Consider the following 14,232-nt stretch of genomic DNA (forward strand, 5'->3'; position numbering starts at 1 on the left):
ATGAGCCGCCACGAGAACACCCCTCCCCCCGGCCAGAGCCCGCCCCTGCGGTCCCGCCGACCGACCATGGCCGACGTGGCCGCCGAGGTCGGAGTCTCCCGCGCCCTGGTCTCACTCGTGTTCCGCGGCCAGCCCGGCGCCAGCCCCGAGACGCGTGAGCGCGTCTTCGAGGCGGCCTCCCGACTCGGCTACCGCCCCGACATGGCCGCCCGGCTCCTGGCGCGCGGCCGCAGCAAGGTGCTCGGCATCCTGTTCACCGCCCGCAACCCGTACCACGTCGACCTGGTCGAGGCCATCTATCCGGCCGCCGAGGAGCTCGGGTACGACATCGTCCTGTCGGCGGCGGTGCCGACCCGGGACGAGCACAAGGCCATCGAGGCCCTCATCGGGCACCGCAGCGAGGCGCTGCTGCTGTGCGGCCCGACCATCCCCGACGAGGACGTCCACGATCTCGGCCGGCGTATTTCGACCGTGACCGTCGGCCGCCGGGTCGCGAAGGCCCCGGTGGACACGGTCACCACCTCGGACCGCCCGGGCGTCCGCGAGGTCGTCGACTACCTCGTCGACCTCGGGCACCGGCACATCGCGCACGTGGACGGCGGCGGACGGCCCGGCGCGCCCGAGCGGCGCCGCGCCTATCGCGATGCGATGCGCTCCCACGGATTGGGAGACAACATCCGCATCATCCGCGGCAACCACACCGAGGAGGCCGGCTCGGACGCGGCCCGCGCGATGCTGGCCGACGACCGGCCGCTCCCCACGGCCGTGTTCGCCTCGAACGACCAGTGCGCCATCGGATTGCTGGACGTCTTCACCCGCGCGGGAGTGAGCGTCCCCGACCAGATCTCGATCGTCGGCTACGACGACAGCCACATCGCCGGGCTGAGTCACATCGACCTGACCACGGTCCGCCAGGACGTGCCGCGGCTGGCGCAGCTGGCGGTGCAGGCGGCCGACGAGCAGCTGCGCGGCGTGCGCGAGCCCGGTTCGTACCTCAAGCTCGAGTCGAAACTGGTCGTTCGCGGCACCAGCGGTCCGCCCGCCGCGGACTGAGACCCGGGCCGGAGCGCGAATGAGTTGAGTCGATTCAGTTCGCATGCTTCATAATCCGAACTATTGACATCCTTCAATTTCAGTGACAGGATGTGCGTGGTATCGCTCCCAATTTTCCGGCATGAAGGGAAAGCCATGCCCCGCCTCCTCCCCATACCCGCTCGAAGAACCAGACGGGCCGCCCTGGCGGTCACGGCGGCCGGCGCCCTCGCGCTCTCGGCGGCGGTGGCCGCCACGGCCTGGGCCCAGGACGAGCCGACCAACGTGATCGTCAACGGCGACTTCTCCGACGGCACCGCCCCCTGGTGGACGACCGAGAACCTGACCGGAGCGGCCGCCGACGGCGAATGGTGCATCGACGTCCCGGGGGACACCGCGAACGCCTGGGACGCCATCGTCGGCCAGAACGACCTGCCGCTGGCCGAAGGCGAGTCGTACGAGCTGCGCTTCACCGCCCGCGCCTCCGAACCGGTCAGCGTCCGGACGCTCGTCCAGCGCGACGTCGACCCGTGGCCGACCCAGCTCGAGGAGTTCCCGCAGCTGGACACCGAACCCCAGACCTACAGCTGGACCTTCACGTCCAACGCCGACTGGACCGACGCCCAGCTGGCGTTCCAGATCGGCCGCAACGCCGATCCGTGGCAGTTCTGCATCTCGGAGGTCGCCTTGCTCACCGGCGCCGAACCCCCCGTCTACGATCCCGACACCGGCCCGCGCGTGCGGGTCAACCAGGTCGGATACCTCCCCGACGGCCCCAAGCGGGCCACGCTCGTGACCGACGCGACAGAACCGGTCCCCTGGCAGCTCCACGACGCCGCCGGCGAACTGGTCGCCGACGGCCGGTCGGTGGTCCACGGCGACGACCCGTCCTCCGGGTCGGCGGTCCACTCCATCGACTTCTCCCAGGTCACCGCCTCCGGAGAGGGTTACACCCTCACCACCGACGGCGAGACCTCCTACCCGTTCGACATCGGCTCCGACGCCTACAGCGCGCTGGCGACCGACGCCCTGTCGTTCTACTACCCGCAGCGCTCGGGCATCGCCATCGACGACGAGATCGCGCCCGGTTACGGACGCGAGGCCGGGCACGTCGGCGTCGAGCCGAACCAGGGCGACCTGGAGGTCCCCTGCCACCCGGGCACCTGCGACTACTCCCTGGACGTGTCCGGCGGCTGGTACGACGCCGGCGACCACGGCAAGTACGTCGTCAACGGCGGCATCTCGGTCTCGCAGGTCATGAGCGTCTACGAGCGGGCCCTCCACGCGCCCGGCGCCGATCCGACCCGCTTCGCCGACGGGAGCCTGCGCATCCCCGAGCACGGCGACGGCGTCCCCGACGTCCTCGACGAGGCCCGCTGGGAGATGGAGTTCCTGATGAGCATGCAGGTGCCCGCCGGCGAGGAGCTCGCCGGAATGGCGCACCACAAGATGAGCGACGAGAACTGGACGGGCCTGCCGCTGCTGCCGGCCGACGACCCGCAGCCTCGCTACCTCGGTCCGCCCTCGACGGCGGCGACGCTGAACCTGGCCGCCAGCGCGGCCCAGTGCGCCCGGCTGTTCGAGCCCTACGACGAGGACTTCGCCTCGCAGTGCCTGACCGCCGCCGAGACGGCATGGGAGGCGGCCCTGGCGAACCCGGACATGCTCGCCCAGGAGAACATCCCGGCCGGGAGCGGCGGGTACGGCGACAGCGAGGTGTCCGACGAGTTCTATTGGGCCGCGGCCGAGCTGTACATCACCACCGGCGAGCAGACCTACGCCGACTTCGTCCAGTCCTCGGAGCTGCACGAGAGCGGCGCGTTCGCCTACCCGATCTCCTGGCAGAACGTGCCCGCGCTGGCCAAGATCGACCTGGCCCTGGTGCCGAACGAACTGTCCGACCGCGACGAGATCACCGCGCAGGTGGTCCAGGCGGCCGATGACTACCTGGAAGAGCAGGGCTCGAACCCGTGGGACCTCGCCTACGGCGGCGACGGCACGTTCGACTGGGGCTCCAACAGCCTGGTGCTGAACGCGCTGATCGTGGTCGGGGCGGCCTACGACCTCACCGGCGAGGACCGCTTCCGGGACGGCGTGCTGGCCGGGATGGACTACATCCTGGGCCGCAACGCGATGGGCAACTCCTATGTGACCGGTTACGGCTCGCACTACTCGGAGAACATGCACAGCCGCTGGTACGCCAACCAGCTCGACTCGAGCCTGCCGCACCCGCCGAACGGGACGCTCTCGGGCGGCCCGAACACCCAGCCGTCGACATGGGATCCGGTCTCGAGCCGGTGGCTCCAGGACTGCGCGCCGCAGAAGTGCTACATCGACGACATCGGCGCCTGGGCCACCAACGAGCTCACGATCAACTGGAACGCGCCGCTGGCCTACGTCGCGAGCTTCATCGCCGATCAGAGCGATTCGGTCGCCACGCCGTCGTGCGCGGTGGACTACCGGATCAACGGCGAGTGGAGCGACGGGTTCAACGCTCAGGTGGTCGTCTCCAATACCGGTGACGAGCCGCTGGAGTCGCTGACGCTGCGCTGGGCGCTGCCGTCGGGGCAGTCGGTGGACCGGTACTGGAGCGCCGAGCTGTCCCAGGAGGGCCAGCTGGTGACGGCCTCTGAACTGGGCGGCGGCTTCGCGCTCCAACCGGGCGCCGAGTACACCTTCGGGTTCATCGGCGCCAAGGACGCCAGGAGCGCCCTCAAGCCGGCTTCGGTCTCCTGCGCGGCCGAGTAGCTGACCCCGCCGCGCGGCAGACCACGCCGAAGGCGGTCCGGCGACGCGTTTCGTCTCGGCCTCGCCGAACCGCCGTCTGAAAGGGGGCGGCCCCAAAGACTGTGGCCGCCCCCGCTCGCCGCCGGTCTGGCCCCCGGCGACCGTTGCGCATTACTCGGCGTAGCCGCCGAGCTTGTGCTCCATTTCCTCTGCAGTCCAGTCGCAGAGGGTGTAGAGGTCGTCCTTGGCGATGTGGCCGCCGTTCAGGATCGCGCCCTGCCAGTCCCAGTTGAGGGCGCAGATGTTGGAGGCGACGTTGACCCCGTCCGGGTTCTGGTCCCAGCCGTTGCACAGGTCGTGCGTGTCGGAGGTGCCCAGGCTGAGGACGTCCACGAGGTTGCCGTTCCAGTTGCCGACGCACAGGTTCGACAGAACGTTGACGCCCCCGAAGTCGTCGGGGTCGTAGTCGTACGCCGAGGCAGGCGAAGCGACGCCTGCGGCGAGCATCCCCGCGGCACCCGCCAGAGCGGCCCCGCCAAGCGCTTTACGAAGCATGAAGGCTCCCTTGGAATCGATGTGAATTGACGGTCCGATTAATTCGAACCATGAGGGAGCATATGCGATTTTCATGTGGATTCCGCCATTACCGCGCACACACACGAACTTTTTCATCTATGTGGCGATTTACCTGAATAATACCCATATATCGGTCGGCAGTGCCAGCGCGGCCACGGCGCCGAGCAGCAGCGCCGGACCGTACGGAAAGTCCTTGCGCCCGAGGGCGATCACGGCCGCCGCCTGGACGGCGCCGACCGCGGAAGCGGCGGCGAGGCCGAGCGCGGCGGTCTGCCAGGAGGCCCAGCCCAGGACCAGGCCGAGGAGCCCGGCGAGCTTGACGTCGCCGAATCCGACCTGCCCGGCCAGGTGCCCGACGAGCAGCAGGCCCGCCGAGGCGGCACCGCAGGCCCCGGCCCGCAGCACCGTGTCGGCCTCACCAGTGGCGAGCAGGAGCGCGGCCACTGCCGGGTAGGCGGGCAGGACGAGGGCGTCGGGCAGGCGTCGCCGCTGCGCGTCGACCCAGCCGGCGACGAGCCCGACCGCGGCGGTCAGGGCCAGCGCGGCACCGTGGAGCGGCCCGCCCGCCCGCCACGCGATCAGCAGGGCCGCGGCCACTGCGGCGGCCGCCAGCAGTCGGGGGTCGGCCCGGCGGCCGGTCGCGAGGCCGACGCACCGGTGCAGGCCCGGGACGGCCGCCAGAGCGGCCGCCGCCGAGACGACGAGCAGCACCCCGCTAGCGCTTCCTGCGGCCGTTCCCCGCCCCGGTCCGCTTGCGGGCCGAGCCGTTGCCGGAGCTCGCTCTGCGAGCGGCCCTGCCGGTCCCGTTGCCTTTTCCGTTCAGGCCCAGCAGCGGGCGCAGGTACTGGCCGGTGTGGCTGGCGGCGATCTCGGCGACCTCCTCGGGGGTCCCGGCCGCGACCAGGGTTCCGCCTTTGTCCCCGCCCTCGGGGCCGAGGTCGATCAGCCAGTCCGAACTCTTGATGACCTCGAGGTTGTGCTCGATGACGATGACCGTGTTGCCCTTCTCGACCAGGCCGTCCAGGACGCCGAGGAGCTTGCGCACGTCCTCGAAGTGGAGGCCGGTGGTCGGCTCGTCGAGGATGTAGACGGTCTTGCCGGTCGACCGCTTCTGGAGCTCGGAGGCGAGTTTGACGCGCTGGGCCTCGCCGCCGGAGAGCGTCGGGGCCGGCTGGCCGAGTCGCACGTAGCCGAGGCCGACGTCGACCAGGGTCTTCAGGTGCCGGTGGATCGAGTTGATCGGCTCGAAGAACTCGGCGGCCTCCTCGATGGGCATGTCGAGCACGTCGGAGATGGTCTTGCCTTTGTAGTGGACCTTGAGCGTGTCGCGGTTGTAGCGGGCCCCGCCGCACTCCTCGCACGGCACGTAGACGTCCGGCAGGAAGTTCATCTCGATCTTCAGGGTGCCGTCGCCCGAGCACGCCTCGCAGCGCCCGCCCTTGACGTTGAAGGAGAACCTCCCGGGGCCCCAGCCGCGGACCTTCGCCTCGGGCGTGCCGGCGAAGAGCTTGCGGACCTTGTCGAACACGCCGGTGTAGGTGGCCGGGTTGGACCGTGGCGTGCGGCCGATCGGCGACTGGTCGACGCCGACGACCTTGTCGACCCCGTCGACGCCGGTGATGGTGCGGTGCCGGCCGGCGACGACCTTGGCGCCGTTGATCTCGGCGGCCAGCGTGTTGTAGAGGATCTCGTTGACCAGCGTGGACTTGCCCGAACCGGAGACGCCGGTGACCGAGACCATGGTGCCCATCGGGAAGGCCACGTCGATGTTCTGGAGGTTGTTCTCCCTGGCGCCCTTGACGACCAGCTCGCGGTCGGCCGTCGGCGGGCGCCGCACCGCAGGCACCGGGATGTGGCGCCTGCCGGCCAGGTAGTCGGCCGTCATCGAGCCCTCGGTGTCGACCAGGCCCTTGACCGGGCCGGAGTAGATGACCGAGCCGCCGTGCTCGCCGGCGCCCGGTCCGATGTCGACCACGTGGTCGGCCACGCGGATGGTGTCCTCGTCGTGCTCGACGACGATGAGGGTGTTGCCGAGGTCCCGCAGCCGCTCCAAGGTGCCGATGAGTCTGTTGTTGTCGCGCTGGTGGAGGCCGATGGACGGCTCGTCGAGCACGTAGAGGACCCCGACCAGCCCGGCCCCGATCTGGGTGGCCAGGCGGATGCGCTGGGCCTCGCCGCCCGACAGGCTCCCGGCGGCGCGGGCCAGCGTCAGGTAGTCCAGACCCACGTCGAGCAGGAACTGGAGCCTGGCGGTGACCTCCTTGACGATGGGGGCGGCGATCATCGAGTCCCGGTCGGACAGCTCCAGCCGGTTGAAGAAGGCCGCGCACTCGACTACCGAGAGGGTGCACACGTCGAAGATCGACTTGCCCTCGACGGTGACGGCCAGGACCTCGGGTTTGAGCCGCGCGCCGTCGCAGGTGGTGCACGGGATCTCCCGCATGAACTGCTCGTACTTCTCGCGGGTCCAGTCCGAGTCGGTCTCGGCGTGGCGCCGCTCCACCCACGGCACGACCCCCTCGAAGCGGGTCTCGTAGGAGCGGCGCTGGCCGCGCTTGTTGCGGTAGGAGACCTGGAGGGTCTCCGCGTAGCCGTAGAGCACGGTCTTCTGGGCGGCCGCCGGGAGGTCGGCCCAGGGGGTGTCGACGTCGAAGCCGACCGCCTCGCCGAGGGCGACGATCTGGTAGAGGAAGTAGTCGCCCATGCCGACCGAGGACCACGGCGCGAGCGCGCCGTCGCGGATGCTGGCCTCCTGGTCGCGGATGACCAGCTCGGGGTCGACCTCCTTGCGCATGCCCAGGCCGTGGCAGACCGGGCAGGCGCCGAAGGGCGCGTTGAACGAGAAGGTGCGCGGCTCCAGCTCGTCGAGGGCCAGCGGGTGGTCGTTGGGGCAGGCCAGCTTCTCGGAGAAGCGGCGGCTGCGGTCGGGGGCGTCCTCGGCCAGGTCGACGAAGTCGAGCTCGACGACGCCGTCGGCCAGGCCCAGGGCCGACTCGACCGAGTCGGTCACGCGCTGCACGGACGAGGGCTTGACCACGAGCCGGTCGACGACCACCTCGATGTCGTGCTTCTCCTGCTTCTTCAGCTTGGGGACCTCGCCGAGGGCGTAGACGACGCCGTCGACCCGGGCGCGGGCGTAGCCCTGCTGCTGGAGGTCGGAGAACAGGTCGACGAACTCGCCCTTGCGCCTGCGGACGACCGGGGCGAGGACCTGGAAGCGGGTGCCCTCGGGCAGGGCCATGATCTGGTCGGTGATCTGCTGGGGGCTCTGGCTGCCGATGGGCTCGCCGCAGGTCGGGCAGTGCGGCACGCCGACGCGCGCGTACAGCAGCCGCAGGTAGTCGTAGATCTCGGTGATGGTGCCGACGGTCGACCTGGGGTTGCGGGAGGTCGACTTCTGGTCGATCGAGACGGCCGGGGACAGGCCCTCGATGAAGTCGACGTCGGGCTTGTCCATCTGGCCCAGGAACTGGCGGGCATAGGCCGAGAGCGACTCGACGTAGCGGCGCTGGCCCTCGGCGAAGATGGTGTCGAACGCCAGGGACGACTTGCCGGAGCCCGACAGCCCGGTGAAGACGATCAGTGAGTCCCGCGGGAGGTCGAGGTCGACGTCCTTGAGATTGTGCTCGCGGGCACCACGCACGACGATGTCGCCTGACGACAGTGGTGCGCGGTTCCTCTGGGAATCGGATTGAAGCTGCTCGTTGGCCACGTTGGGAATCTAACCTTCGGGTACGACAAGTCCGGGGAGCCCGGTGTTCGAGCCCGGGCCCCCATCGAGATTACTCCCAGCGGACCTGCGCGGCCGCGCGCCGATGTGAGCTTTAACTCACCCGCACCCGTCGCCCCGCCCCCCGGCGCCACTCCGCGACGCCTCACCCCAAACCAGAGCGACTTCGCCGCGCAATCCTCATGTCACTGGTCGTACTCGTAGAGCTCGTACTTCTGCATGATGCCGATGAGCTTCTCGGAATAGTGCGGGTCGGTGGCGTAGCCGGCCCTGTGGATCTCGCGGGCGAAGCGGTCGGGGTCGTGCCGGTGGTTCATGGCCGTGGCGTACCGCGACCACTCCGAGAGCAGCTCGCCGTGGTCGCGGTAGGAGTCGCGGACGTTGTCGTAGACGCGGAAGGTCGCGTCGATGTCGAAGCAGCCGCCGGTGGGGCTGCATTCGAAGGTCGCGTAGTCGCGGCAGCCGATCGCGTGCCCGCCGGGCGAGCCGAAGCACTTCATGCCGAAGATGTTGTGGTCCTCGCGGGCCAGCGCGCTCTTGCCCCAGCCGGTCTCGAGGATCGCCTGCGCGAGGGTCACCGAGGCGGGCACGCCGGTCGAGCGCTGACCCGACTGGGCTGCGGGGGCGTGCTGCTCGATGAACGCCCCGCTGCCGCCCCTGGGCACGGTCGGCGCGTCCTGTCCGCACCAGGGCAGCCAGGGCTCGCCGGCGGTCCAGTCGACGTAGGCGGCCGAGACGTGGCGGCCATCGCCGACGCGGTACCAGGTGTGGGTCCGCTCGACCTTCCCGTCGACCTCCTGGCCCCAGACCTGGCAGCGGACGAGGAGCTCCTCGCCGTTGTCGTAGGTGCCGAGCCGGTCGCCGCCCGAGTCGGCCACCGAGCGGATGTTCAGGGTGCCGCCGCCGGTGGTGACCTCGGAGGTGGTCGGCTTCTGGGTGGCCGCCGAGCACCAGCGCAGGTGGGGCTTGGAGGTCCAGTCGATGTAGGCGTGGCTGATCCACCGGTCGGCGCCGATGCGCAGCCAGGTCGAGGAGGCGCGCACCGCCCCCGAGATCCGCTCGCCGCGGACCTTGCAGGCCACGGTCGGACTCGCGCCGTCGGAAAGCGTGCCGACGATCGGCTGGTCGGTGGCCGGGCCCGACCGGACGTTGAGTGTCCCGCCGGGGACGGACACGAGCGCGCCGCTCGGCTCGGCGTGGACGGGCGCGGGCCCGGACAGCAGGAGCCCGGCGGCGGCCGCGACCACCGTCGCGAGCCTGAGCTGCATCTTTGGGTTCATACCCCGAGATCGTACGATTCATGGGGTTTCGTGTCCGACGATCCGGGAAGCTGAGGTTTCCTCACTGGTGTCGGTCGTCACGCCGCCTGACCGAGGCCCGAGGCCCGCGATAGGAGACAATTGTCGTCGTGTCACAACGCTCTGATCTGCGAAACATCGCCATCGTCGCCCACGTCGACCACGGCAAGACCACCCTCGTCGACGCCATGCTGAAGCAGGCCGGGGCGTTCCGGGAGGGCGCCGAGGTCGACGACCGCGTCATGGACTCGATGGACCTCGAGCGCGAGAAGGGCATCACCATCCTCGCCAAGAACACCGCGGTCCACTACACCAATCCGACCGACGGCACCCCGATGGTCATCAACATCATCGACACGCCGGGCCACGCGGACTTCGGCGGCGAGGTCGAGCGCGGCCTGTCGATGGTCGACGCGGTCGTCCTGCTGGTCGACGCCTCAGAGGGCCCGCTTCCGCAAACCCGGTTCGTGCTCCGCAAGGCCCTGGAGGCGCGCCTGCCGGTCATCTTGTGCATCAACAAGACCGACCGTCCGGACTCGCGCATCTCCGAGGTCGTCGACGAGACCTACGAGTTGTTCCTGGACCTGGACGCAGAGGACGACCAGATCGACTTCCCGATCGTGTACGCGTGCGCCCGCGACGGGGTCGCCTCGCTCAAGCAGCCCGAGGACGGGACCGTCCCGGCCGACTCGGAGAACCTCAAGCCGTTCTTCGACACGATCATCGATCACGTCCCTGCCCCCGAATACGAGGAGGGCGCGCCGCTCCAGGCGCACGTGACCAACCTCGACGCCGACAACTTCCTGGGCCGGATCGCGCTGTGCCGGGTCGAGGCGGGCGAGCTGCGCAAGGGCCAGACGGTGGCGTGGATGAAGCGTGACGGGACGGTGCAGAACCTGCGCATCACCGAGCTGATGATGACCGAGGCCCTGACCCGCAAGCCGGCCGAGAAGGCCGGTCCCGGCGACATCTGCGCGATCGCGGGCATCCCCGACATCACCATCGGCGAGACGCTGGCCGATCCGGAGAACCCGGTGGCGCTGCCGCTGATCACCGTCGACGAGCCGGCGATCTCGATGACGATCGGCACCAACACCTCTCCCCTGGTCGGCAAGGGCGGCCGGAACCACAAGGTGACCGCGCGCCTGGTCAAGGACCGGCTCGACAAGGAGCTGGTCGGCAACGTGTCGATGCGGGTCCTGCCGACCGAGCGTCCCGACGCCTGGGAGGTGCAGGGCCGCGGGGAGCTGGCCCTGGCGATCCTGGTCGAGCAGATGCGCCGCGAGGGCTTCGAGCTGACCGTCGGCAAGCCCGAGGTGGTGACCAAGACCGTCGACGGGAAGGTCCACGAGCCGGTCGAGCGGATGACCATCGACGCGCCCGAGGAGCACCTGGGCGCGATCACGCAGCTCATGGCCTCCCGCAAGGGCCGCATGGAGACGATGACCAACCACGGTTCGGGCTGGGTGCGCATGGAGTGGCTGGTGCCCTCCCGCGGCCTGATCGGGTTCCGCACCGAGTTCTTGACCCAGACGCGCGGGACCGGCATCGCCCACTCGATCTTCGAGAAGCACGAGCCGTGGTTCGGCGCGCTGCGCACCCGCCAGTCGGGCTCGCTGATGGCCGACCGGGCCGGGCAGGTCACGGCGTTCGCGATGCTCAACCTGCAAGAGCGCGGGACGCTCTTCGTGGGTCCGGGCACCGAGGTCTACGAGGGCATGATCGTCGGCGAGAACTCCCGGGCCGACGACATGGACGTGAACATCACCAAGGAGAAGAAGCTCACCAACATGCGCTCGGCGACCGCCGACGCGACCGAGACCGTGGTGCCGCCGCGGGCGCTGTCGCTTGAGCAGTCCCTGGAGTTCTGCCGCGAGGACGAGTGCGTGGAGGTCACGCCGGATTCGGTGCGCATCCGCAAGGTCGTGCTCGACCAGAAGGAGCGCGGCCGGGCGACCGCCCGCGCCAAGCACCAGAACTGAGCGGTCGACGAAGGGCCCGATCGGTCGATCGGGCCCTTGCTCGTCGGCGGGGCTCAGTCGTCGTCGGGCTTGTTGCGTTCGGCCAGGAAGTGCTCGAACGCGGCGCCGAGTTCGTCGGCGGTGGGCATGCGCCCGTCGCGGAGCATCTCGTCGGCCTCGGCGGCCTCGGTGAACGAGTCGTACTGCTCCTCAAGGGACTTGACGACCTCGGAGACCTCTTCGGACTCCGAGACCTGCTCGGCGATGTCGGTGTCGACGCGTTCGCGGTCCTCTTCGAGTGCGGCGTCGGAGGGCAGGTCCAGGCCGGTGGCCTCGCGCAGTCCCTCCAGCAGGCGGATCGTCGAGGCCGGGTAGTTCATCTGCATCACGTAGTGGGGCACGTGGACCGACAGCCCGATCGCGTCGCGCCCGGACTCGCCGAGCCGGTACTCCAGAAGGCCGGCGGCGTTGCCGGGGACGGTCACCTCGTTGAACACCGGCCGGTTGTCGAAGACCAGTTCGGGGCGGGTGGCGTGGACGGTCATGCCGAGGTCGCGGGTGTGCGGGACGCCCATCGGGATGCCCTGGAAGCCGACGGTCAGCGGCACGCTCCAGTGGTCGATGAGGTCTTCGACGGCGTCGACGAACCGTTCCCAGGCGAAGTCGGGCTCGGGGCCGGTCATGAGCAGGAACGGCCGGTCGGAGCGGTCCCGCATCAGGTAGACCACCAGCTGCGGGGCCTCGAAGTCGGACCACCGGTCGAGGGCGAAGGTCAGGTTCGGGCGGCGGGAGCGGTAGTCGATCAGCTGGTCGACGTCGAACGAGGCGACGGGCGTGTGCTCGAACTCGTCGAAGAGATAGTCGACGACCCCGCGCCCTGCGGATCCGGCGTCCATGAACCCGTCCAGGAAGTGCAGCATCACCGCGCCCCGCGCCTCAGGTGGGTCCGCGAGGACGTCGCACAGTGCCCAAGGGTCAACGTTCAAAGCAATCGGCTCCTTCTGGTAGACGCCTCTGATGCTAACGCCCGGCGCCGTCCCACCATTCCACTAAGTGCGAGGCTCTGACGCGGCTCACCCCCACTCGTCGAACTCCGGCGTCCCGTCCTCGGCGGGGTGGACTCCGAAGTAGGTCAGGGCCCACTCGTTGATCTCCTTGAACGCCTCGCCGGTGGTGCCGCCGCCTCCTCCGCCGTCGGGGACGTAGACGCTGACGGCCACGACGTACTGGGGGTCCTCGGCCGGGGCGAAGCCGACCATCGAGGCGACGTTCCCCTCGGCGTAGCCGCCGTCCTGGACGAGACCGCCGGTGCCGGTCTTGCCGGCGAGGTGGAAGTTCTCCAGGGCCGCGTTCTTGGCGGTGCCGGTGTCGGCGTAGATCGGGGCCTGGAGCAGGTAGTGGAGGTCCTCGGCGGTCTCGGTGGAGATCACGCGGTGCGTCTCGGGGTCGGCCCGGTCCTCTTCGGTCGGTTCGCCTTCGGAGTCGAGCATGTCCTTGACCAGGGTCGGCTGTACGTACACGCCGTCGTTGGCGATGGCGGCGTAGGCGGCGGCCATCTGGAGGATGGTGGCGGTGTCCTCGTGGCCGATCGGGATGGAGCCGTAAGAGGTTCCCGACCAGTTCTCCGGGGGCTGGAGCATGCCGGGGGCCTCGCCGGTGATGCCGACACCGGTGGGAGAGCCGAGCCCGAACTGCTGCTGGTACTCGTAGATCTTCTCGGGTCCGAGGCAGTCGGCGAGCTGGATGGTGCCGACGTTCGAGGACTGCGCGATGATCCCGGCCAGGCTGAGGACCGCACCGCCGTGCGGATAGGTGTCCTCGTAGTTCTCGCCGCCCTTGTTGATCGACTGGGAGACCTCCATGATGCCGTCCGCTTCGATGCAGCCCTCTTCGAGGGCGGCGGCGAAGATGATGGCCTTGTGGATGGAGCCGGGGTCCACAGTGGCCTGACTTCCGTAGTCGCGGTAGGCCTCCTCGCTGTCGACGTCGAAAGGGTCGGCCGCGTCGTAGGTGGGCGTCGAGGCCATCGCGAGCATCTCGCCGGTCCCGACCTCCATGACCATGGCCGAGCCGAATTCCGCGTCGTGGTCGTCGACGGTCTCCTGGAGGGTCTTCTGCACCTGGTACTGGAGGTCGGCGTCGATGGTGAGCTGGAGGTCGTTGCCGGGGAGCGCCGAGTCCTCGCGGTAGAACGCGCCCGGGATCGGCTGGCCGGACTGGCTGCGCTCGAAGGAGACCTCGCCGTCCTCGCCCGAGAGCCACTCGTCGTAGCTGGCCTCCAGGCCGGACAGGCCCTCGCCGTGGTCGCCGCCGGTGAAGCCGAGGACGTTCGCGGCCAGGTCGTGGCCGGGGACGACGCGGCGCTCGTCGTCGCCGATGACGATGCCCGGTTCGCCGAACTGGGTGATCCGGTCGCCGGCGGCCAGGTCGACTCCCCGCTGGAGGTAGGTGAACTCGATCGGTTCGCCTTCGGGGGTCTCGCTGGTGGCGATGAGCGGTTCGAGCTCGGAGGCCGGGCGGCCCAGCAGCGGGGCGAGCCGGGCGGCCAGTTCGGCCGGATCGGACTCGACCTGGGTGGGGTCGACGGCGACGAAGTTGGCCTTGACCGAGTAGACGAGCGGGTCGCCGTTGCGGTCGAGGATCGAACCGCGCTCGGCCGTGAGCGGGACGGTGACCAGGCGCTGGTCGAGCGCGTCGGCGGCGAACGCGGCGGCGTCGGTGACCTGGAGCTGCACCAGGCGGGTGCCGGCCAGGAGCAGCAGGACCAGCACGAGGACGGAGGCGACGCGGAGGCGGCGGGTGGAGTTGCCGAGCTTGGGCAGCGAGCGCAGGGGGCGGACCTCGGCGGCGGTCGTCTTCTTCGAGGAACGGGACTTGGAGGGGCGGGGCGGTTCGGGGGCCGGACGGT

General features: G+C 69.9%; 9 protein-coding genes. 3 read left to right on the forward strand and 6 right to left on the reverse strand.

Annotated features, from left to right (window positions below; translation table 11 throughout):
- Positions 1 to 1,053, forward strand: a complete 1,053-nt coding sequence (locus JFB92_RS22245; protein ID WP_233163676.1) for a LacI family DNA-binding transcriptional regulator — start codon at positions 1 to 3, stop codon at positions 1,051 to 1,053.
- A 135-nt stretch (positions 1,054 to 1,188) separates the two neighbouring features.
- Complete coding sequence (locus tag JFB92_RS22250; protein ID WP_199043769.1) at positions 1,189 to 3,780, forward strand: glycoside hydrolase family 9 protein; 2,592 nt, start codon at positions 1,189 to 1,191, stop codon at positions 3,778 to 3,780.
- Between the two features lie 150 nt (positions 3,781 to 3,930).
- On the opposite strand, the gene JFB92_RS22255 is transcribed toward JFB92_RS22250, so the two are convergent.
- From JFB92_RS22255 to gsmA, 4 genes are all read right to left on the reverse strand, one after another.
- A complete protein-coding gene (locus tag JFB92_RS22255; protein WP_199043771.1) occupies positions 3,931 to 4,314 on the reverse strand; it encodes a hypothetical protein in 384 nt (127 codons plus the stop codon).
- A gap of 129 nt (positions 4,315 to 4,443) precedes the next feature.
- The gene (locus tag JFB92_RS22260) at positions 4,444 to 5,046 is read right to left on the reverse strand and encodes a prepilin peptidase (protein ID WP_199043781.1); all 603 of its coding nucleotides are present in this window, start codon (positions 5,044 to 5,046) and stop codon (positions 4,444 to 4,446) included.
- 4 nt (positions 5,047 to 5,050) lie between these two features.
- The gene (gene uvrA, locus JFB92_RS22265) at positions 5,051 to 7,984 is read right to left on the reverse strand and encodes an excinuclease ABC subunit UvrA (protein WP_372451678.1); all 2,934 of its coding nucleotides are present in this window, start codon (positions 7,982 to 7,984) and stop codon (positions 5,051 to 5,053) included.
- A 266-nt stretch (positions 7,985 to 8,250) separates the two neighbouring features.
- Positions 8,251 to 9,345: a sporangiospore maturation cell wall hydrolase GsmA gene (gene gsmA, locus JFB92_RS22270; protein ID WP_199043783.1), complete on the reverse strand. Its 1,095-nt coding sequence runs from the start codon at positions 9,343 to 9,345 to the stop codon at positions 8,251 to 8,253.
- Between the two features lie 128 nt (positions 9,346 to 9,473).
- On the opposite strand from gsmA, the gene typA reads away from it, so the two are divergent.
- Positions 9,474 to 11,345 (forward strand): translational GTPase TypA, encoded by a 1,872-nt coding sequence (gene typA / locus JFB92_RS22275; RefSeq protein WP_199043793.1) that lies wholly within the window; start codon positions 9,474 to 9,476, stop codon positions 11,343 to 11,345.
- Positions 11,346 to 11,398: 53 nt separating this feature from the next.
- Here the strand turns inward: typA and JFB92_RS22280 are convergent, their stop codons facing one another.
- Entirely contained in the window at positions 11,399 to 12,310 is a 912-nt protein-coding gene (locus JFB92_RS22280) for a PAC2 family protein (RefSeq protein WP_199043795.1), read from the reverse strand.
- 87 nt (positions 12,311 to 12,397) lie between these two features.
- On the reverse strand, positions 12,398 to 14,232 hold a 1,835-nt coding region (locus JFB92_RS22285), incomplete at its 5' end, for a peptidoglycan D,D-transpeptidase FtsI family protein (RefSeq protein WP_199043797.1).

Origin of the sequence: Glycomyces salinus, assembly GCF_016428645.1 — a bacterium.
GTDB classification, from domain to species: domain Bacteria; phylum Actinomycetota; class Actinomycetes; order Mycobacteriales; family Micromonosporaceae; genus Glycomyces; species Glycomyces salinus.